The sequence below is a fragment of the Asanoa hainanensis genome, from assembly GCF_900188485.1.
Classification (GTDB): Bacteria; Actinomycetota; Actinomycetes; order Mycobacteriales; family Micromonosporaceae; genus Asanoa; species Asanoa hainanensis.
Map to the genome: position 1 here is coordinate 161483 of NZ_FZPH01000007.1, position 19689 is coordinate 181171.

At 71.0% G+C, this 19689-nt stretch carries 16 protein-coding genes and 2 pseudogenes; 11 read left to right on the plus strand and 7 right to left on the minus strand.

Annotated elements, in window-relative coordinates; all coding sequences use genetic code 11:
* Positions 1–14 precede the first annotated feature (14 nt).
* Positions 15–419, minus strand: coding sequence for a response regulator transcription factor (locus CHC05_RS19090; protein ID WP_245871038.1), 405 nt, complete (start codon positions 417–419; stop codon positions 15–17).
* A gap of 83 nt (positions 420–502) precedes the next feature.
* Complete coding sequence (locus CHC05_RS19095; RefSeq protein ID WP_089250687.1) at positions 503–3316, minus strand: AfsR/SARP family transcriptional regulator; 2814 nt, start codon at positions 3314–3316, stop codon at positions 503–505.
* 135 nt (positions 3317–3451) lie between these two features.
* Here CHC05_RS19095 and CHC05_RS19100 point away from each other — a divergent pair, with 135 nt between their 5' ends.
* Together CHC05_RS19100 and CHC05_RS19105 are read left to right on the plus strand one after the other, a co-directional pair.
* A complete protein-coding gene (locus CHC05_RS19100; protein WP_089250689.1) occupies positions 3452–4285 on the plus strand; it encodes an alpha/beta fold hydrolase in 834 nt (277 codons plus the stop codon).
* An 11-nt stretch (positions 4286–4296) separates the two neighbouring features.
* The gene (locus CHC05_RS19105) at positions 4297–5130 is read left to right on the plus strand and encodes an alpha/beta fold hydrolase (protein ID WP_218824594.1); all 834 of its coding nucleotides are present in this window, start codon (positions 4297–4299) and stop codon (positions 5128–5130) included.
* A gap of 50 nt (positions 5131–5180) precedes the next feature.
* On the opposite strand, the gene CHC05_RS19110 is transcribed toward CHC05_RS19105, so the two are convergent.
* Complete coding sequence (locus tag CHC05_RS19110; RefSeq protein ID WP_245871040.1) at positions 5181–6041, minus strand: alpha/beta fold hydrolase; 861 nt, start codon at positions 6039–6041, stop codon at positions 5181–5183.
* 543 nt (positions 6042–6584) lie between these two features.
* Here CHC05_RS19110 and CHC05_RS19115 point away from each other — a divergent pair.
* From CHC05_RS19115 to CHC05_RS19140, 6 genes are all read left to right on the plus strand, one after another.
* The gene (locus CHC05_RS19115) at positions 6585–6791 is read left to right on the plus strand and encodes a hypothetical protein (protein WP_089250691.1); all 207 of its coding nucleotides are present in this window, start codon (positions 6585–6587) and stop codon (positions 6789–6791) included.
* A gap of 172 nt (positions 6792–6963) precedes the next feature.
* On the plus strand, positions 6964–10047 hold the full coding sequence (locus tag CHC05_RS19120; protein WP_245871041.1) for an ATP-binding protein: 3084 nt from the start codon (positions 6964–6966) through the stop codon (positions 10045–10047).
* A gap of 49 nt (positions 10048–10096) precedes the next feature.
* Complete coding sequence (locus CHC05_RS19125) at positions 10097–11473, plus strand: aldehyde dehydrogenase family protein (RefSeq protein ID WP_089250695.1); 1377 nt, start codon at positions 10097–10099, stop codon at positions 11471–11473.
* Positions 11474–11479: 6 nt separating this feature from the next.
* Positions 11480–12133 carry an acetate uptake transporter gene (locus CHC05_RS19130; protein ID WP_089250697.1) on the plus strand — a complete coding sequence of 218 codons (654 nt, stop codon included), beginning with the start codon at positions 11480–11482 and terminating at the stop codon, positions 12131–12133.
* A 32-nt stretch (positions 12134–12165) separates the two neighbouring features.
* Positions 12166–13242, plus strand: a complete 1077-nt coding sequence (locus CHC05_RS19135; RefSeq protein ID WP_218824595.1) for an NAD(P)-dependent alcohol dehydrogenase — start codon at positions 12166–12168, stop codon at positions 13240–13242.
* Positions 13243–13252: 10 nt separating this feature from the next.
* Complete coding sequence (locus CHC05_RS19140) at positions 13253–13537, plus strand: GFA family protein (RefSeq protein ID WP_218824596.1); 285 nt, start codon at positions 13253–13255, stop codon at positions 13535–13537.
* A 2-nt stretch (positions 13538–13539) separates the two neighbouring features.
* Here the strand turns inward: CHC05_RS19140 and CHC05_RS19145 are convergent, their stop codons facing one another.
* Positions 13540–15312: a TIR domain-containing protein gene (locus CHC05_RS19145; protein WP_179266265.1), complete on the minus strand. Its 1773-nt coding sequence runs from the start codon at positions 15310–15312 to the stop codon at positions 13540–13542.
* Positions 15313–15450: 138 nt separating this feature from the next.
* On the opposite strand from CHC05_RS19145, the gene CHC05_RS19150 reads away from it, so the two are divergent.
* Positions 15451–15822 carry a luciferase domain-containing protein gene (locus tag CHC05_RS19150; RefSeq protein WP_144022668.1) on the plus strand — a complete coding sequence of 124 codons (372 nt, stop codon included), beginning with the start codon at positions 15451–15453 and terminating at the stop codon, positions 15820–15822.
* An 8-nt stretch (positions 15823–15830) separates the two neighbouring features.
* Here the strand turns inward: CHC05_RS19150 and CHC05_RS19155 are convergent, their stop codons facing one another.
* Together CHC05_RS19155 and CHC05_RS19160 are read right to left on the minus strand one after the other, a co-directional pair.
* Complete coding sequence (locus CHC05_RS19155) at positions 15831–16739, minus strand: bile acid:sodium symporter family protein (RefSeq protein WP_089250703.1); 909 nt, start codon at positions 16737–16739, stop codon at positions 15831–15833.
* A gap of 109 nt (positions 16740–16848) precedes the next feature.
* Positions 16849–17554, minus strand: a pseudogene (locus CHC05_RS19160) (LPXTG cell wall anchor domain-containing protein).
* Positions 17555–17886: 332 nt separating this feature from the next.
* Between CHC05_RS19160 and CHC05_RS19165 the strand changes: the two are divergent.
* Complete coding sequence (locus CHC05_RS19165) at positions 17887–18279, plus strand: hypothetical protein (RefSeq protein WP_089250705.1); 393 nt, start codon at positions 17887–17889, stop codon at positions 18277–18279.
* A gap of 56 nt (positions 18280–18335) precedes the next feature.
* Here the strand turns inward: CHC05_RS19165 and CHC05_RS19170 are convergent.
* Positions 18336–19274 (minus strand): annotated as a pseudogene (locus tag CHC05_RS19170) (Hsp70 family protein).
* 72 nt (positions 19275–19346) lie between these two features.
* Here CHC05_RS19170 and CHC05_RS41545 point away from each other — a divergent pair.
* Positions 19347–19655 (plus strand): hypothetical protein, encoded by a 309-nt coding sequence (locus CHC05_RS41545; protein ID WP_179266267.1) that lies wholly within the window; start codon positions 19347–19349, stop codon positions 19653–19655.
* The last annotated feature ends 34 nt before the right edge of the window (positions 19656–19689 follow it).

Below are 19689 nucleotides of genomic sequence, written 5' to 3' on the forward strand. Positions count from 1 at the left end.
CAACCCGACCGGGCTCACTCCCGCGGCACCGACAGTTCCCGGCGTGAGCTGATGTCGAGCTTCCGGAAGATCTTGCGGAGGTGGTAGTCGACCGTGTTCGGGCTGATGAACAGCTCTGCCGCCACCTCGCGGTTGGACGCGCCCGTCGCGACCCGGCGGGCGACCTCGCGCTCCTCGTGGGTCAGCTCGCGCCTCTGCGCGAAACGGTCGGTCGTGTCGTGGCAGGCCAAGGTGTTGCGCAGTTCACGCCGGGAGGCGACCCCCAGCCGGCGGAACACCCCGCGGAGGTGGTGTTTGACCGTATGGGCGCTGATGACCAGCCGCGTGGCGACCTCGACGTTGGTGGAGCCCGCCGCCACCAGCAGGGCGATCTCCGCCTGTCGTGGGGTCAGGACGCGGACGGCTGCGGCGCAGGCCATGGTGCTCCTCGGGGCGAGGGGTCGGGTCTTGACGACCATCCGACCGCCCCGCCGTGCACGACGAGTGCAGAGCGAGTGCGCGCCTACGATCCGCCGAGCAGCAGGCTCAGCCGGGCCCGGACATAGGCGACCATGTCGCGGTATCCCTCGGCCTGCTCGATGCCGGAGACCTCGACGAGCTCGTGGAAGCCGTTGCCCGCGATCAGGCTCTCGAACCGCTGGCACCCCCGCTCCGCGCGAAACCGGTCACCCAGCTCGAACGCGGCCCGCGCGAGCACCGCCGCGACGGCACACCGGGGAGCGTTCGTCTCGGAGACGCCTTCGGCCAGCCCCCACTCCGCGACCCGCACCGCCTCCTGGAGCCGGCCGAGCCTGAAGGAGGACTCCGCGACGAGCTGTGCGTAGGAGATCTTCAGGTGGTCGAGGTGCTCGGCCACCGCGATGGCCAGCCCTTCGTTCGCGACCCGGGCGCCATCCTCGAACCGATCGGACCCCAGGCGCGCGTCGGCGAGGGTCAGCAGCGAGACGGCGAGCAACTCCTGGCGCCCGGTCTGGCGGGCCAGGCCCACCGAGCGTTCACCGTAGGCGTTGGCGGCGTCGTGGTCGCCGCGCGCCGACGACAGCGTGGCGAGGTTCCGCAGCACGTCGGCCTGCCCGGCGAGCTCTCCGGCGCCTTCGAAGATGGCCAGCGCGCGACGCAGGTAGCCGTCGGCCTGCGGGGCGTCGACCTCACCGACGGTCCGCAGCAGCTCGGCCTCGACGAGCGGCTCGCTGACCAGGTCGAGGATCGCGAGGACGGTCCGGGTCCGGCCCGCGGGTATGGCGGTGCTGCCCGGCGCAGACGCCGCGAGGACCATGGTGGCCGCCTCGCGCGGCAGGTCGTGGGCGAGGGCCAGATCGATCGTCGCCCACAGCGCGGTCCGTTCCCGGGCGTACCAGGCGGCCGCCTGCGGGACGCTGTCGAACGACTCGGGTGTCACGTCCGGCGGCGGCTCGTCGACGCTGCCGACCGGCTGTCGGTGGTGTCGGGCGTACGCGGCGCGGGCGGAGTGCAGGTAGTGCGAGATGAGACGCCGTTCACACGCCGGTCGTTCGTGGGCCTCGTCGAGCAGCTCACCGCCGTAGGCACGCAGCAGGTCGTGGAGGGCGTACCGCCCGGGCTGCGACTCGTCGAGCAGATTCGCGGTCACCAGCTCCGTGAGCGGTGGGCGAATGCGTCCGACTCCGGCGACGCTGGCCGCCGACTCCCGCGAGATCAGTGGACCCGGATGGGCGGCCAGGGCACGAAACGCCCGCGCCGTCCGCGGATCGAGGGCGTGGTACGACCACGAGAACACCGACCGGACATCGTCCGACGAGTCCACACTGGACAAGACGTCGAGAGCGGATGGCGCCGAGACGTCGCTCAACGACAGGGCCGGATTCAGCGCTACCCGGGCCGCGACGATCGCCAGCGCGAGGGGCAGGCCGGCACAGAGCGCGATGACCCTGTCCAGCGCGTCCGGGTCCGTGTTGGCGCGGCGGGCGCCGAGGCGGTTGACCAACAGCTGCCGGGACTCCGCCTCGGTCAGCCGGTCGACCTGCAGGTACCGTGCGCCCTCCCGGGTGACCAGGCTTGTCATCCGGTCGCGGCTGGTCACGATGACCAGACAGCCGGGGGAGGCCGGCAGCAGCGGGCGGACCTGGTCGGAGTCGCGGGCGTTGTCCAGCAGGACGAGGACACGGCGACCGGAGAGGCGACTGCGGTAGCGGGCCGCCTGCGCGTCGACGGTCTCCTGCGGCGACGAGACCGCCGGCTCGCCCAGCGACGCGAGCAGGCTGGCGAGCGCGTCCTGCGGTGACATGACCCGCCCGTCCGGATCCAGGCCCCGCAGGTTCAGGAACAACTGGCCATCGGGAAACCTGTCGGCGATCTGGTGGGCCCAGTGCACGGCGAGGGCGGTCTTGCCGATGCCACCCATGCCGCCGAGCACGGTGATCCCGCCGGTCGCGGCGGTCGCGTCGTCGAGCGCGGCGGCCACGTCGTCTCGTCTGACGAAGCCCGCGACCGGCGCCGGCAGCTGCGCGGGGCGGGGCGCGTCTGACTGCACCCCGCCGCCGGCGAGCAGGTCCCGGTAGGCCTCCCGCAGCTCCGGCCCCGGATCCACCCCCAGCTCCTCGGCGAGCCGGTCGCGGGCCCGCTCGAAGACCCGCACCCCTTCGGCGCGGTGACCGGTGGCCACGTACGCGCGCACCAGGCACGCCTGCAGCGCCTCATCCAGCGGCGCCGCGGCGGCCACGCTCAGCAGGGGAGTCACCACGGCGCCGGCCATCCCGTGGGCGATCCCGGCTTCGCTGGCCGCGAGCGCCACCGCGAGCCGCTCGCGTTCGACCGCGACGAAATCGGGTGAGCTGCGCGCACTGATCGGCAGGTCGGTGAACGCGGGGCTGCGGCCGAGCTCCAGCGCGGTCAGGTACTCGCGCACACCGGCCACGACATCCCCGCCGGCGAGGGCCGCGCGTGCCCGCCGGACCAGCTCGCGATGCATGGCCAGGTCGGACTCCTCGGTCGCGAGGGTCAGCCGGTAGCCCGTACCGGCCGGTAGGAGGTATCGACCGGTTTCGCGTACGTCCAGGTCCGGGTCGAAGATCCGCCGGATGTGCCCGACGTGCCGGTGGATCTGGTTGGCCGCGCTGGCCGGCGGTCGCTCGTCCCACAGGCCGTCGACGATGCTCTCGAGGCTGACCGCGTCACCGCCGGCGGCGAGGAGCTTGGCCAGAATGATCCGCTGGCGGACCGGGCCAAGATCGACTTCCGCGCCGTCCTTGCGGCAGCCAAGACCGCCGAAGACCTTGAACTCGCAGCGGGACCGCGGCGCCTCCGCAGGCCTGCCGTCGGGCGTTTTCACCATTGCCATCCTAGTGACGGAAGGGCAGCGCCTTCGCAGGTCAACAAACACAGGGGACTACGTGACTCGGGCGATTCGGCAGAGGGGTTTAGGTCCGTACCTTCGGCGAGGTTCCAGAACGGAACGCAAGCCCGAGGAGTGCGCATGCCCCACGTCACCGTCGGCTCGGCGGGAGCCGACCCGATCGAGATCTACTACGAAGACCACGGCAGCGGTACGCCCGTCGTGCTCAGTCACGGCTACCCGCTCAGCGGGCGGGCCTGGGAGAAGCAGGTCTCGGCTCTGCTCGCGGCCGGCTATCGCGTCATCACCTACGACCGGCGTGGTTGGGGCGACTCCAGCCAGCCCGCCACCGGGTACGACTACAACACGTTCGCCGCCGACCTGGACGTGCTGCTCGCGAAACTGGACGTCCGCGACGCCATCCTCGTGGGTCATTCGATGGGCACCGGCGACGTCGTGCGGTACCTGGGTCGCTACGGCACCGGGCGGGTCGCCAAGGCCGTCCTGCTCTCGCCGATCCCGCCGTTCCTGCTGAAGACCGACGACAACCCGGAAGGCGCACCGCAGGCCCTGTTCGACGGGTTCATCGCGGCCGCGACGGCGGACCGGTACGTGTGGCTCAAGGGCTTCCTGGAGAACTTCTACAACTTCGACGTCTACGGCGGTTCGCTGGTCAGCGACGAGGCGTTCCGGGCCAGCTGGAACGAGGCCGTGGCCGGATCTCCCATCGCCGCGGTGGCCTGCATCCCGACCTGGCTCACCGACTTCCGTCAAGACCTGTCGGCGATCGACGTGCCGGTGCTCGTGATCCAGGGTGACCAGGACCGGGTCCTGCCCATCGGCGTGACCGGCCAGCGCCTTTCCGCCTTCCTCAAGGACGCGCGCCTGCTCGTCATCGAAGGCGGCCCGCACGCCATCGCCTGGACCCACTCCGACCAGGTCAACGGCGCCCTGCTCGACTTTTTCCAGCAGTGAAAGGAAACACCGTGAAAGCCTCTCTCCGGCGCCGTCTGATCTTCGCAGGCGTCGCCATCGGTGCCCTCACCATCGGTGGCATCGGCACCGCACAGGCCTCGACGAGTCACACCCACCCCGCACCGGCCAAGCCGACCGTCGTGCTGGTGCACGGTGCCTGGGCGGACGGGTCCAGCTGGGACAAGGTGACCGCCAGGCTCCAGCACGACGGCTACCGCGTGGTCGCGCCGCCGACCCTGCTCACGGGCGTGGACACGGACGCCAAGAACCTCCGCTCGTACCTGAGCACCATCAGCGGGCCGATCGTCCTCGTCGGACACTCGTACGGTGGCATGGTCATCACGAACGCCGCGACCGGCAACAGCAACGTCAAGGCCCTCGTGTACGTCGACGCGTACATCCCGGACCAGGGCGACACCGTGAAGTCGTTGACCGGGGCCGTTCCGGGCTCGGTCTTCGCGGCCGACCCGACCACCCTCTTCGACTTCGTCGGGATCCCGGACAACGCGCAAGCCGCGAACCTCTACGTCAAGCCGTCGGTCTTCGCCAACGCGTTCGCCGACAAGAGCATCTCCGCCAAGGACGTGGCGGTGCTGGTCGCCCGGCAGCGTCCGCTGGCGTCGAACGCCCTGGACGAGGCGTCCGGCGAACCGGCCTGGCGCGCGATTCCCTCGTGGTCGGTGGTCGGCAAGAAGGACGCCATCATCCCGGCCGCGGAGCAGATCGCGATGTCCAAGCGGGCCAAGGCCCACACGGTCGAGCTCAACGCTCCGCACCTGTCCCTGGTCACCGACCCGGGCGCCGTCACCAACCAGATCGAAGCGGCCGCCACGGCGACCGACTGACCGCGACGGTGGCCGCGTGGGCTCTGCCCACGCGGCCACCTTGTCGGATCTCAGATCGACCGGGCCGCCTCGATGATGACCGCGGTGACGTCGTCGGGGTGCGAGATCAGGCCAAGGTGCCCGGCGTCGATCCGGGTGATCGTGGCCCCCGCCCGCTTCATCATCATCTCCTGGCCGGCCGGCGGGATGACCAGGTCCTCGGTGCCGATCACCGCCCAGGAGGGGATCGTCTTCCACGCCGGCTCGCCGGACGGCTCCATCAGCGCGTTGGTCGCGAGGGCGCTCTGGGACACCGCCAGCACCGCCCCCTGCGCCCGGGGCAGGTCGTTGGCGAAGCCGGTGATGAACACCTCCGGCAGGACGTACGAGTCGACCGCACCCTGCGGAGCACCGGGGAACGGCACCAGCTTGAAGACGCTCGTGGGGTCGGTCAGGGCCGGCTCGAGGATCGAGCCCGAGCCGGCGGTGAGCGCCGCCAGGGTCTCCCCTTGGTCTGGGGCGAAGGCGTCGACGAACACGAGCGCCTTGACGTTGGGGTTGCCGGTCGCGGCGTTGCTCGCGACAAAACCGCCGTACGAGTGGGCGGCCAGCACGATCGGGCCCTCGATCGTGGACAGAAAGTCCTTCAGGTAGCCGACGTCGACCGACGGCCCCCGGTTGGGTTGCGGCGCGACCTGGACCTCGTACCCGCGTGCCTGGAGATTGGCGACCTCCTGACTCCAGCTCGAGCCGTCCGCCCAGGCGCCGTGCACCAGGACGATGGTCGGCTTGGTGCCCTGATCGTCACTTGGCGGTCGCAGCCCACCGTCGGCGAGCGCATTCGGGGTGGCTGAGCCGACCGCCGTGAGCAGCATGGCGGCGGCGAACGTTGCGGCGATGATCTTCGGCCGACGTAGCGAGATGCCGAGCATGTATCTCTCCTCGTTGGTCAGAGGTCTTCGAACGCGGGCAGGTGGGTCTGGCCGCAACGTGACCAAGCCGAGGCCGCAACCGGTCGGGAGCAGCATCGAGCGGCACGCGGGCCTGCGGCGGCGGGTCCGGTGCCGCGATGGGTTCCCTTTCTTTGGTCGCCTGAGCCTCACCGTACTGGCGCGCAACAGGCCTCCAGGACAGAAGCAGAGAATCACTCAGGTTCCACGCGGCTAGGCTTGGACGCACGTCGATGGAAGACCTTGCCCGCGTAGGGAACGTCGTGGACGACACCTACCACCACGTCACGAAGACGGTGGTGCCCCGGCCGGCGCTGGAGCTTCCGGACGCCTACCTGAAGTGGTACGACCTGCACCGCCCGGACCAGCAGATCCGCGCCGACGTGGACGGCGAGGCGCGCACCTTCCTCGCCGCCGAGGCCGCGACGGGCCGGCTTCTCCGGCGACCTCGGCTTCGTCGTCGACCACCTCGCAGGCGAGCACATCCACCTGCTGCTGGTCTTCACGTGGCGCAACAACAACGAGATGTGGGAGTCGGCGTACTACAAGGACCTGCGCGAGCAGCTCCCGTTCCAGCTGATTCCACAGGGGACCCACCGCGCGACGATCTGCGTCTGGGAGTTCGGAGCCGTCGCGCACGAACACCTGGCCTGGACGACATACCTGCGCTCGAACCGCGACGAGCAGGCCAAACAGGCGTACATCGAGGATCGGTACGCCGGCCAGATCTAGCCGCGGCGCGGCAACAGGACGGCGTCCGGTGCTTCCGGTGTGGCGGAGTCGAGAGCGGTCAGGGTGGTCGGTGGGGCGCAGGTGAATGCGCGAGGTCGCAACACCGGTACGGCGACCCGGACTAGTTTCGAAGGAGGCGCCCGCTGCAGCCAGGCCGGGAGGGGGGCGCGTCGTGGCGACCTCGCATGCCTTGCGTGTGCAGATTCTGGGGCCGCTGCGGCTCTGGCGTGATGGTGTCGAGCAGGACGTCGGGCCGCGGCAGCAGGCCTATCTGCTGGCGTTGCTGCTCGCCATGGAAGGCCACCCCATCAGCACGGCCGAGCTGGTCGACCTGATCTGGGAGCATGATCCGCCCAACAGCGCCACCAGCGTCATCCAGAAGTACGTCAGCGTGCTGCGCCGGATGTTCGAGCCCGCGCTGCCGGCCCGCCTGGCCGGCTCGTTCCTGCACCGCCGCGGCGACGGCTACCTGTTCGTCGCCGGCGACGGCATGCTCGACCTGGTCACCTTCCGCCAGCTCGTCGACGCCGCCCGGACCGCGGACGGCGAGGGACGACACGCCGCCGCCCTCGACCACTACGTCGAAGCCCTCGGCCTGTGGCACGGGTCCGCCGGGGAAGGGTTGACCCACGGGCCGACGGCGATCCCGGTCTTCGCCGGCCTGGACGACGAGTTCTTCGCCGCGTGCGTCGCCGCCGCCGAACTGGCGGTGTCGACGGGCCAGCCGGAGCGGGCGCTGCCGGCCCTGCACCGTGCCGCGACCATGAGCCCGTTGCACGAACCCGTGCAGGCCAGCCTGATCGTCAGCCTCGGGGCCGCCGGGCAGCAGGCCGAGGCACTGTCGGTGTTCCGCACGGTGCGCGCCCGCCTCGCCGACGAGCTCGGCATCGACCCGGGCCCCGCCCTGCGCACCGCGCACCAGCGGGTGCTGCGTCAGGACGACACCCCGGCGATCGAGGAGGCCGACGGGGGAGTGGTCGGCCGGTTCGACGAGCTCGCCGCCCTCCGGCAGGCGGTCCAGGTGGGCTTCGCCGGCGGCACGGGGCTGGCCATCGTCGAGGGCGCGCCCGGCGTCGGCAAGACCCGCCTGCTGGAGGAGGCCACCGCCGACGCGGGTCGGCACGGTGCGCTCGTCGCGTGGGGCCGCTGCCTCGAAGGCGACGGCACGCCATCGCTGTGGCCGTGGGAGCAGGTGCTCGGCACGGTCCTGGACGCGCTGCCGCAAGCGGCGCACCAGCAGTGGCTGGCCGGCGACCTCGGCCGCCTGCTGCGGGCCCGCGGCGGCGCCGTCAGCCGCCCGGAGCCGGACCGCGGCGCCCAGTTCCGCCTCTTCGAACAGGTCACCGCGGCGGTCGGCCAGGTCGCGGCGCGGCGGACGCTGGTGCTCGTGATCGACGACCTCCAGTGGGCCGACGTCGCGTCGCTGCGCCTGTTCGCCCACCTCGCGGCGCGACTGCCCGCCCACACCGTCCTCATCGGAGCGTTGCGGGACCGCGCCCCGGTGCACGGGGCCGAGGTCGGAGCGATGCTCGCCGCGAGCAGTCGCCTGCCCGGCCATCGCCGGCTGTGGCTCGGCCCGCTCGACCAGGTCGAGGTCGCCGAACTGGTGCGCGGCGAGACCGGGCAGGAGCCGAGCCCCGGGGCCGCCGCGGGCATCCACACGCGTACCGCCGGGAACCCGTTCTTCGTGCGCGAGCTCTCCCGGCTGCTCGCCGACAGCGGCGACCTCACCGAGGAGGCCGTCGCGCGGGCCGGGGTTCCGGCCTCGGTCCGCGACGTCGTCCGGGCGCGGATGACCGGGCTCGACGAGGGCGCGACCGGGCTGCTCCAGCTCGCCGCCGTCATCGGCCGCACCGTCGACCTCGGGGTCCTCGCCTCGGCCGCCGACCTCGCCGGCCAGACCTGCCTCGACCGGCTCGAGCCCCTGGACGGAGCCGGCCTGCTGGAGCCCGCTCCCGGAGACCCGCGCTCGTTCCGCTTCCCGCACGACCTGGTGCGCGACACGGTCCGCGCGACCACGCCGCCGCGGCAGGCGACCCGGCTGCACGTGCGGGTGGCGGACGCGCTCGACCGCAACGACGCCGAGGCTCTCGCCTATCACCTCTGGGAGGCCGGCCCGCTCGTCGACCCCGCCCGCACCGCGAGCGCGCTGATCCGCGCCGGCGAGGCCGCCACGGCCAAGCTCGCCTTCGAGGCTGCCGAGCGCCACCTGCGCACGGCCGTCGACGTCGCGCGGACAGCGGGCCTGGCCGAGCTGGAGCTCGCCGCCCTGTCGCAGCTGGCGACCGCCGTCTGGATGCGGGTCGGTCCCGTCGGCTCGGCCCCCGAGGTGCTGCAGCGCGCCGCCGACCTGGCCCGCAGCCTCGGCCGCGAGCGGGACGCCGCCGACTTCCTGTTCTCCCGCTGCGTCGGGGCCTCGCACGGGCTCGACGTCGAATACAGCGGCCTGCTGGCGCGTCGACTGCTCGACGAGGGCGAGGCCTCGACCGACCCGGTCGTCCGCGCGTACGGCCTGATCGCCTGGGGCATCCACCAGTGGGACATCGGTGCGATCGGCGAGGCGTTCCGCTGCCTGCGCCGGTACGACCGCGCCGTCTTCGACCGCGACCGGCAGCAGCTGCGGCAGTTGGGGCACGCGATGCAGGCGGTGACGACGGCGATGCACGGCGACCTCGACGCGGCGCGCGCCCAGTTCGACGTGCTCGTAGCCGAAGCCGGCGACGACCCGTACTCCGTCGCGGCCGCGGCCCACTTCAGCGCCATGGCCGCGGCGACGGCCGGCGACCCGGGCTGGCTGCTGCGCGTGACACCACGCGGGCTCTCGATGACCTCCGAAAGCCGCATGGTCCATTTCCACACGTACCTGCGGCTCGGCCGATACTGGGCGCAAGCAATGACGGGCGGCGACGCCCGGGGTGGGCTCGCCACCGAGGCCGAACGCCTTCTCGACGCCATGCTGCTGGACCCGCCACGATCGGGTCTGGCCCTGCACACCGCGCTGATCGGCGAGATGCACCTGGTCGAAGGCCGACCCACCCAGGCCCAGGCCACCCTCGACCGGGCCGACAGCCTCATCGACAAGTACGGCCAGCGTTCGGCCAAAGGCCTGGTGCTGCTGTTGCGGGCGCGACTCGCGCACGCCCAGGGGAAGCCGATGCGCAGCGCCGCGGAGCGGGCCCACGCGCTGTCCACCGCGCAGGAGGCGCACCTGTTCGCGCACCGCGCCCGGGATCTATTGGCAATCAACCAGCGGTAAAGACGGTCGCCATACGTTCGCCGGGACGTCGAGACTCCGGGAGCGCAGCATGCCAATCGCGACCATCGACCCGACCACGGGCCAAACCGTGAAGACCTTCGAGGCGTACGACGCGGCAGAGGTGCGGCGGCGGTTGGACCGGGCCGTCGACGCCGCCGCGACGCTGCGGGAGACGCCGATCGCCCAGCGCGCCGACTGGATGCGCGCCGCGGCCGACATCGTGGAGAACGACCTGGACCGGTTGGCCCGCATGCTCACCCAGGAGATGGGCAAGCCGATCACACAGGCGCGGGCCGAGGTGCACAAGTGCGTACGCGCCATGCGGTTCGAGGCCGACCACGTCGAGGAACTGCTCGCCGACCAGCCGTTGGCGGAGCCCGACGCCGTCGGTGCCTCGCAGGCGTGGACGACGTGGCAGCCGCTCGGTGTGGTCCTCGCCGTGATGCCGTGGAACTTCGCCCTGTGGCAGGTGATGCGGTTCGCGGCGCCCGCGCTGCTGGCCGGCAACGCCGGACTGCTCAAGCACGCCTCCAACGTCCCCCAGGCGGCGCTGTACCTCGACTCGCTCTTCGAACGGGCCGGCTTCCCGCCAGGCTCCTTCCAGGCGCTGCTGATCCCGTCGTCGCAGGTCGCTGGCCTCATCCAGGACGACCGGATCGCCGCCGTGACGATCACCGGGTCGGAGCCGGCGGGCCGCTCGGTGGCGGAGACGGCCGGCAAGGCCATCAAGAAGTCGGTGCTGGAGCTCGGCGGCTCGGACCCGTTCATCGTCATGCCCGGCGTCGACCTCGACACCGCGTCGAGCACGGCCGTGCGCGCCCGCGTCCAGAACAACGGCCAGTCCTGCATCGCCGCCAAGCGCTTCGTCGTCCACACGGACATCTACGACGACTTCGTCGACCAGTTCACCGCGAAGATGGCCGACCTCGTCGTCGGCGACCCGATGGACGAGGCCACCGACGTCGGACCGCTGGCCACCGAGTCCGGACGCCGCGACCTGGCCGAGCTCGTCGACGACGCGACCGCCAAGGGCGCCGACGTGCTGGTCGGCGGCAACGTGGGGGACGGGCCAGGCTGGTTCTACCCGCCGACCGCGCTCGCCGGGCTCACCGACGACATGCGCATCGTGACCGAGGAGGCGTTCGGTCCGGTGGCCGCGATCTACCGGGTTTCGGACCGGGACGAGGCGGTACGCGTCGCGAACCAGACCAGTTTCGGGCTCAGCTCGGCGGTCTGGTCGCCGGACGCCGACGAGCAGGCCTGGTTCGTGCGCGAGCTCGACGCCGGCGCCGTGTTCGTCAACGGGATGTCGGAGTCCTCGGCCGAGCTGCCGTTCGGCGGCGTCAAGGCGTCCGGGTACGGGCGCGAGATGGGCACGGCAGGCATCCACGAGTTCTGCAACCTCAAGGCCGTCTGGAAGGCCTGAGGGCCCGTGAGCGCCTCGCCGTCGGTGGACGCCGCCCCGCTCGGCCTCGCGGCGTTCGGGACCACCGTGTTCATGCTCAGCTTCTTCACGGTGGGGTTCCACACGGCGTTGCTGCCGACCGCGTTCGGGGCGGCGTTCTTCTTCGGCGGGCTGGCACAGCTCATCGCCGGGATCGTCGAGTTCCGGCGGGGCAGCACGTTCGGCGGGACGGCCTTCACCTCGTACGGCGCGTTCTGGATCGCTTTCGCCTTCTTCGGGCTGCTGATCCGCCCGACGCTGCCGGAGGCCGAACGGCACATCGCGGACGGCCTGGTGAACCTGCCCTGGGCGGTGCTGACGCTGTATTTCGCGGTGGCCACGCTGCGCATCAGCGGAGTGCTGGTCGTGCTGTTCAGCACGACGACGATAACCCTGGCCCTCGTCACCGCCGCGAACTTCACGGAGTCGCGCGTGCTGTTGGCGGCCGGCGGCGCGATGGGCTTCGTCAGCGCCCTGATCGCCTGGTACGGCTCGTTCGCCGGGCTGGTCAACGGCACCTGGGGCCGGCACATCGTCCCGATCTTCCCGGACCCCGGCAGACGACTCGCGAGATTCGGCCACGGGCGACCACGGATCCACTCGATCACGTCGTCGGCCGGCGAACGCGAACTCGACAGCTGATTTTGGACAGCAACCGATTGGGAGGGAACGCAATGCCGAAGAAGATGAAGGCCGCATTCATCTGGAAGTTCGACGAGCCGCTCCGGTTCGACGAGGTCGACGTCCCCGAGCCCAAGCCTGACGAGCTGCTGCTCAAGGTCGGCGCCTGTGGGATGTGCCGCAGCGACTACCAGCAGATGCACGGCTACTTCGAGGCGGCGCTGCCGACCGAGCTGCCGATCATCCCGGGCCATGAGATCGCCGGCCACATCGTGGACAAGGGCGAGCTCGTGCCCGACGGCGCGGGGCTCGACGAGGGCGACCTCGTCGCGGTCGATCCCGGCTGGGGTGACGGCACCTGCGAGCAGTGCCGCAAGGGCAACACGCAGCTGTGCACCGGAAGCGGCCGCTGGGTCGGGTTCGGCCCGCCCGGAGGCTACGCCGAGTACGTCGCCGTGCCGTACCAGCACGCTGTCACCGTGCACCCCGGCGACGGGCAGGGCCCGGAGTTCTTCGCTCCGCTGACCGACGCGGGCGCCACCCCGTACCGGGGCATCAAGAAGCTCGTCGAGCGGGGCAACTTCACCGCGGGCCACACGGTGGTCGTCACGGGCATCGGCGGGCTGGGCAGCTACGCCGTGCAGTACGCACGGCTGTTCAGCGGCGGCGCGGACGTCGTGGCCTTCTCCCGCACGCAGGACAAGCTCGATCTCGCCCTGAAGTACGGGGCCGACCATGTCGTCAACACCCGGGACGCCACGCCCGACGACGTGCAGGCGCAGCTCGAGAAGCTGACCGGCCGCCGCCGCGTCGACGCGATCCTCGACTGCTCGGGCGCGCAGGCGTCGATCGACATCGCGTACCGGATCCTGAACTCGGGCTCGGACGTGGCGCAGGTCGGTCTGATGTCCAGCAACGCCACGTTCCCGGTGAACCTGGTGGTCGGCACCGAGCTGACCTGGCACGGGTCGTTCTGGAGCAACCACCAGGACATCGCCGAGGTGTTGGCCCTGGCCGCCGCCGGCAAGATCCACAACACCGTCACACCGGTCAAGTTCGAGGACGTCAACGAGAACCTGGAAAAGGTCGCCCGCGGAGACGTCGTCGGCCGCCAGGTGATCGTCTTCTGAGGCGGGGCTCATGGAACTGAGCAAGAAGTACAACGGTCACTGTGCCTGCGGTGCGGTGAGCTACGGGTTCGACACCGAGCCGACCTTCATCGCCAACTGCCACTGCACGAACTGCGGCTCGCGGGTCTACACCGACAACCTGAAGGACTTCCCGGGGACCGTCTTCGTGCAGGAAGGCACCCTGGACCGGCTCGACGAGTGGATCCCACCCAACGCCGAGATCTTCACCTGGAGCCGGCAGGGGTGGGTACGGCCGCTCGACGTGCCGCAGTACGACCACCGCCCGCCGGCTTAGCCCTACCGGCCGTACCAGGTCGCGACGGCGAAGGGTGGGACCACCAGGGTGTTCGTGCTGGTGTCCACGATCGCGATGTCTACGGTCGTGGCCCCCAGAGTGACCACGTACAGCCGGGTGCCGTCCGGGCTCAAGGCCAGGCTCGAGGGGCGCTCGCCGACCTTGATCGGTGGGCCGAGGGCGGCGCCGGTGGCCCCGTCCGCGGCGGTGACGGTGTCCGCGTTCTCGCAGGCGACGTAGACGTGGTTGGTGAGCCGGCCGGCGGCGACGGCGATCGGCTTCGTGCCACAGGCCGGTCGGAACTGGCGGATGACCGTGCCGCGACGGGGATCGATGGTCGAGATCGTGTCGGACCCGTGGTTCGCCACGTAGAGGCGGGTGCCGTCGCGGCTCGTCGCGATCGCGCGGGGGTCGTCACCGACGCCCACGTAGTCGTTGAGCGTCTTGCCGGTGGCGGTGTCGATGGTGACGACGTACCCCGTGCGGACCGCTACGTACAGGCGGGTGCCGTCCGGGCTCATGACCATGTCCTGCGGGGCGTCGTGCAGCGTGATGGCCTTGCCGACCGCGTCTTCGTGCGGGTCGGCCGGCCAGATCGCGGAGGCGCCGGGGTCCGCGACGTACAGCCGGCGCCCGTCGTCGCTGATCGCCATCCGGCGGTGCGTGTCGGCGCTCGCGGTCGGGGCTGGGAGCTCGAAGCCGCCGATGCCCATCGGGTTCGCGCCGAGTTGGAAGATGTTGACGACACCGTAGTTGTCGACCGCGACGTACATCTGCTTGCCGTCCGGGCTGACGATCCCGTGACCGGCCCCGGCCACGAACCAGAACGGGTCGCTGGCGACGCGGGTCTGCGCGTCGACGGCCACGACGGCGCCCCGCCAGCCCGGGTTGTCGCCGCTCGCCAGGTGGTAGTTGACGGTGACGTAGAGCCACTGGCCGTCCGGACTGACGACCACGCCGGGACGCGCGTACGGGTAGGCCGGGTGCGGTGCCGCGCCGGCGTTCGACTGCTGGCGGCCGGCGGAGTAGACCACGATCGCTCTGATTCCGATGGCCAGCACGACCACGGCCAAGGCGGCGGCCACGTACCGCCATCGCACCGTGAACCTGGGCCCCCGTGGTGTGTCAGGCGGGGGCGCGTCCTGCGGTGGGGCTGGCGGCGCGATCCCGGCGAGGTCGGCCAGTCGGGACAGGAACTGGGGACCGGGCAGGCTGCCCGTCGTGACGTCCTCGTAGTGGACGTCGGCGAGGCTGAAGAACGGTCGACCGGACCTCAGGAGCGGCAGGATCTCCTTGCCGGCGGCGCGGGCGTGGAGGATCTCCCGGCCGACCCACTCCGACTTGCTGGCTGCGGGCGTCATCACCACGACGACAGCGGAGCACGCGTCGAGTTGCTCCTCGATGGTCCGCGTCCACCGCTGCCCCGAGACGATCTCCCGGTCCATCCAGGCCGGTATCCCGGCCTCGGCCAGGTTTTCGACCAATCGTTGGGCGTACTCCCTGCCGTCGGTCTGGCTGTAACAGACGAAGACGGCGCCTGGCTTCACCGGGCCGCCCGCCCCGGTCGCCGACGTTCGGCGCGGTTTGACCTCGATCGGCTGGCTGGCCCACCACGCGAACGGGCCGGCCAGCAAGGGAGCGGCCGCCAGCGCCACGGACAACGCGGTCGCCCGGTCCAAGCCGCCCCACGCGCCGGCGATCCAGAGCACAACGACGAACCCGGCGGCCGTCACGCCCAGCGCGATCAGCCACCGCACCAACCGCCGCACCGGCACGCGCGACCTCCCCGCTTCCGCGAAGTATCGCTCCACACCACCACACCGCGGCGCGCGGCGGTATCCGTGGACCGGTCGGGCTGCCGACACCAGCCAGCACGGTCACCCGTCGGCGCGCCGCGATGGCATGCTCGGTCCATGTCGAAATCGTTGCGGGACGCCTTGGCCGGCCTGGACGGCGTCGTCGAAGCTCGGTCGGCGTTCAAGGACGAGACGGCGTACTGGGTCAACGGCAAGGAGATCGCCCACTTCGAGGGTGAGCGGGCGATCGACATCCGGCTGACGAGGGCGGGCATCCGCGATCGGCGGCAGGAGCTGCGGGCGGATCCACGCGTGCGGCTGCGCCCGACCGCATCCGACTGGCTGACCGTCGAGTTCGCCGCGGCCGACGAGGAGTTCGTCGTCGCGCTGGTGGAGGCGGCCGCCGCGGTCCACCGTGCGCCGACCGGCACGATCGCCGAGCCGCCACCGACCGGCAGCGACCTGGCCCGGCGTCGACGATTCCATTGAGCAGCTGCTCAGGAGAGAGCTGTCGTGGGGTGGTCCGCCCGGGTTCCCTCGTCGGCCGGGGCTTTCCGGCGGGTGACCAGGTAGCCGAAGCCCGCCGCGGTGAAGAACATGACGATGCCGTAGACGGCCGCCGGGATGGCGATGCGGGTGTTGTCGAGCAGGGCCGGGCTGACCGCGATGGCGATCGCGAGCGTGCTGTTGTGGATGCCGATCTCCATGCCGGCGGCGATCGACTCGGGCTTGCCCATGCCGGCCAGCCGCGGCGCGCCGTACCCGATGGCCAGGCTGATCAGGTTGAAGACCAGGACGACGGCGCCGACGGCGAGGAAGTAGTCCGCGAGATTCGCGCGCTCGTTGAGGATGGCGCCGGTGATGACCGCGACCAGCACGACCGCCGAGACGATTTTGACCGGCTTCGCGAGGCGGTCGGCGAACCGGGTGAAGCGGGAGCGGATCAGCATGCCGAGCGCGACGGGGATCAGCACGATGGCGAAGACCTGCAGGACCTTGTCGACCTGGAGGCCGACCGACTGGCTGTCGGGTTGGAAGTAGCCCGTCGACAGGTTGACGACCACCGGAAGCGTCACGACCGCGAGGACCGAGTTGACGGCGGTCAGCGTGATGTTCACGGCGACGTGGCCGCCGAAGAGGTGGCTGTAGAGGTTCGCGGTCGTGCCGCCGGGTGAGGCGGCCAGCAGCATCATGCCGACGGCCAGGTCTGGTTCCAGACCGAAGGCGAGCACCAGCCCGAAGCAGACCCCGGGCAGGACGACGACCTGGCAGACAAGGGCGATGAGCATGAGCAAGGGGTACGTCGCGATGCGCCGGAAGTCCGCGATCGACAGCCCGAGCCCGAGGCCGAGCATGATGATCGCCAGCGCGATCGGAAGTCCGACGGTGGTCAGCCAGGAATCCATGCACGGGATTTTGATCGACAGGTACGTCGCGCGATATCCACTGGATCGACGATTCTCGTTGACCGCGCCCGGCCCGATCTTTCGTCGGGCCGGGCGCGATCAGCGGGCGCTACGCCACGAAGCGGGCCCGGCGCCGGCGGCCGATCACGTAGCCCGCGCCACCGAGGAGCAGCAGCGCACCACCGATGCCGGTGACCAGCGCGGTGTTGGCACCGGTCACGGGCAGCCCGCCGCCGTCGCCGTCGCCGTCGCCCGGGGCGTCCGGGTCACCGGGGGGAGCGGTGGTGGGAGCGGTCGTGGGCGCGACGGTCGGTGTCGGTGTGGGCTGAGCCGCGCAGTCGAGCTCACGTGCGTCCCACAGGCCCTCGTTCAGGTAGGCCAGGTAGGCGTAGAAGGACCCGTCGCCGGCGAGCACCTGCTGCGCGGCCGCCTTCACGTTGGGCCCGGCGTCCGGCAACGTCCGGGTCACCGCGAGCCGCAGATCCGCCCGCCAGGCTTTCTGCATGTCCGCCTTGAGGAAGGCCCGCAGGTCGTCCTCGTCGCCGTCCAGCCGTTCCTGCAGCGCGTCAGGCAGGATGACCAGGGAGTCCGCCTTGGCCGCGGCCTGGAGCTGGTTGGCCAACACGCGAATCTCCACAGTGGTCGCCGTGTCCAGGTCGATGGTGACGAGCTCACGGAGGTCCGTGTACACCTTGCGCTCGACCGTCTGACAGTTCGCGTCGAGCCCCGGGCTCGGCGGTCTGTGCCACCGCCGGCGCCGCCGGAATCAAGAAGGCCAGCGCCACCAGGACGCCGGCCGCAATCTTCAAACGCATATGGGTCTTCCTCCCCGTTGCACGCCAAAACACAGGGGATCCTAGCGTCAGCGGGCGCTTTCCCGCTGCCCTCCACAAAGGAGGGACACTCGCCTCGGCCGAGCGTCAACATGCCGGTCGGGGTCTTTACATTGTGGCCAAGTCGCGCGCAACCGTGATGTTGATCACGCTGGGCTGCCAGCAGGGGGTATCGAAATGCACCGATGTGACGGGTCGTCGGCATCCGGGGCATTGACCCTAGTCTCTCGATGGCGTTCGCGACGTAGAAGCTGGGGAGGAGGAACGGCCGTCGTGTCGCCAACCTCGAAGTCCTTCTGTCAAAGGAATCCGCGATGCGAATCCTCAGGAGTCTGACTGTCGCCCTGCTGGTGACGGTGGGCTTGTTGTCCTCCCCGGCGGTGGTGCAGGCCTCCGCCAAGGCTGCCATTCCGCAGAACTACATCCAGAACTTCAGCGAAACCATCAACATTGGTGTCATCCACAATTTTGACTTGAACTACACGCATGGAAACTATGACACGCTGCTCGGGCCGGGTCACAGAACAACTGAGTTCTGGAACAACGCTGAGGGCTTCTACATCGGCCCGGGTTGGTGTGCGCGCCTCTACATGTTTGACCCCTACGAAAACTCCTGGGTATACGACTGGTACATCAATGGACCCACCATCCGCAGCGTCGTCCCGAACTACAGCTGGGGTGTCGCTCCCGTCCGCTGTTCGTCGTGACCGCTTTCGAGTGATGCTTGACCACGGTAGGAGTCCGTCATCGTGGTGACGGATTCTTACCGTGCATAGAGACGCACGATCCAGCCGAACGCACCGGACGTCCGGGTCAGCGGATCCGGGTGTACTCGTCCGCGTCTGTTTCGCTGACGACGCTCAGGGAGTCGCCGACGCATAGGCGACGGTGTTGCCGCCGCCTGGGTCTCGCCGCCTGGCGCCGCGGGTTCCGCGCCCAGGCTGGGGATGACCGTGCTGGCCGCCGCTGCCAGCAGGGCAACCGCCAACCCCGCCACGAGTACGGTGCGCCTGCGTGGCCGCCGGGTCGGCTTCGGCGCGGGCGCCGGGTCCGCCGGTGGGGCCTCCCATAGGCTGCCCTCCGCGACCACGAGCTCGGGCTGCTCCACGAGCGTCGGCGCGACGCCGAACGCCCGGTGCAGCGTGGTCGTGACCGCCGGCATCCGGGTCGACCTGCCGGCCAGGTAGATCGCCTGGACCTCGGCCAGGACGATCCCGGCGGTGGCGACGGCCGCGCGGGTGGCCTCGACGGTACGCGCCAGGATCGGGGCCGTCAGCTCGTCCAGCTCTTCGCGGCCGAGCGTCGCGTCCACGTCCAGCAGCGGCACCGTGACGAGCGTCGACGTGCTGCGGGAGAGCATCTCCTTGGTCGCCCGCACGTTGTCCCAGAGCTGCCGGCTGGCCCGACGGTCCACGGTGGATGACGGTGCGACCAGTCGGGCCTAGCTCGCCGGATCGGCCAGCCCCACGGTCTCGCCGAGCCGGGCGACCAGGGCCGCGTCGATGTCGAGGCCGCCGCAGTCTGTGCGCCCGTCGCTGGCCAGCGTCTCGAAGCCGGTGTCGCCGCGCCGGACGACCGAGGCGTCGAAGGTGCCCGCGCCCAGGTCGTAGACCGCCGCACAGCGACCCGGCGCCAGCCGCTGACCCGCGAAGTGCTGGGCGGCGGCGACGGGCTCCGGCACCAGGTCCACGGCGGGCAGCACCCGTTCGGCAGCGGCCGCAGCGTCTGGCGCCGTTCGGCTCCCCAGGCCGCCGGGTACGTCACCGTCGTCGCCGTGATCGGCGCTTCGGAGATCCGCGCCGCCTCGTCGCGTACCCGGGACAGGGTCGCCGCGATCAGCTCCTCGACCGTGAGCTCGCGCTCGCCCAGCAGCACCGTGCCGTCGTCGATGCGCCGCTTGGGGAAGGGCTCGAACGCCGCCGGCATCGCCAGCCCGGTGTGCAGCGCGTCGCGCCCGACCAGCAGCCGACCGGCCGGATCGACGCAGACGGCCGACGGCAGCAGCGGCGAGCCGTCGAAGAGCACGGCGCGGGGGCTGCGTCCGTCCGACACCAACACGGCCACGGTGTTCGACGTGCCGTAGTCGATGCCCAGTCGCACCCGCTCCGCACCCACGC

Bases quoted from the DNA above. Each gene is read 5' to 3' on its own strand.
- CHC05_RS19150 (WP_144022668.1), top strand. From the start codon at position 15,451: ATGTCGAAATCGTTGCGGGACGCCTTGGCCGGCCTGGACGGCGTCGTC.
- CHC05_RS19100 (WP_089250689.1), top strand. From the start codon at position 3,452: ATGCCCCACGTCACCGTCGGCTCGGCGGGAGCCGACCCGATCGAGATC.
- CHC05_RS19155 (WP_089250703.1), bottom strand. From the start codon at position 16,739: ATGGATTCCTGGCTGACCACCGTCGGACTTCCGATCGCGCTGGCGATC.
- CHC05_RS19165 (WP_089250705.1), top strand. From the start codon at position 17,887: ATGCGAATCCTCAGGAGTCTGACTGTCGCCCTGCTGGTGACGGTGGGC.
- CHC05_RS19125 (WP_089250695.1), top strand. From the start codon at position 10,097: ATGCCAATCGCGACCATCGACCCGACCACGGGCCAAACCGTGAAGACC.
- CHC05_RS19095 (WP_089250687.1), bottom strand. From the start codon at position 3,316: ATGGCAATGGTGAAAACGCCCGACGGCAGGCCTGCGGAGGCGCCGCGG.
- CHC05_RS19140 (WP_218824596.1), top strand. From the start codon at position 13,253: ATGGAACTGAGCAAGAAGTACAACGGTCACTGTGCCTGCGGTGCGGTG.
- CHC05_RS19135 (WP_218824595.1), top strand. From the start codon at position 12,166: ATGCCGAAGAAGATGAAGGCCGCATTCATCTGGAAGTTCGACGAGCCG.
- CHC05_RS19110 (WP_245871040.1), bottom strand. From the start codon at position 6,041: ATGCTCGGCATCTCGCTACGTCGGCCGAAGATCATCGCCGCAACGTTC.
- CHC05_RS19090 (WP_245871038.1), bottom strand. From the start codon at position 419: ATGGCCTGCGCCGCAGCCGTCCGCGTCCTGACCCCACGACAGGCGGAG.
- CHC05_RS19115 (WP_089250691.1), top strand. From the start codon at position 6,585: ATGTGGGAGTCGGCGTACTACAAGGACCTGCGCGAGCAGCTCCCGTTC.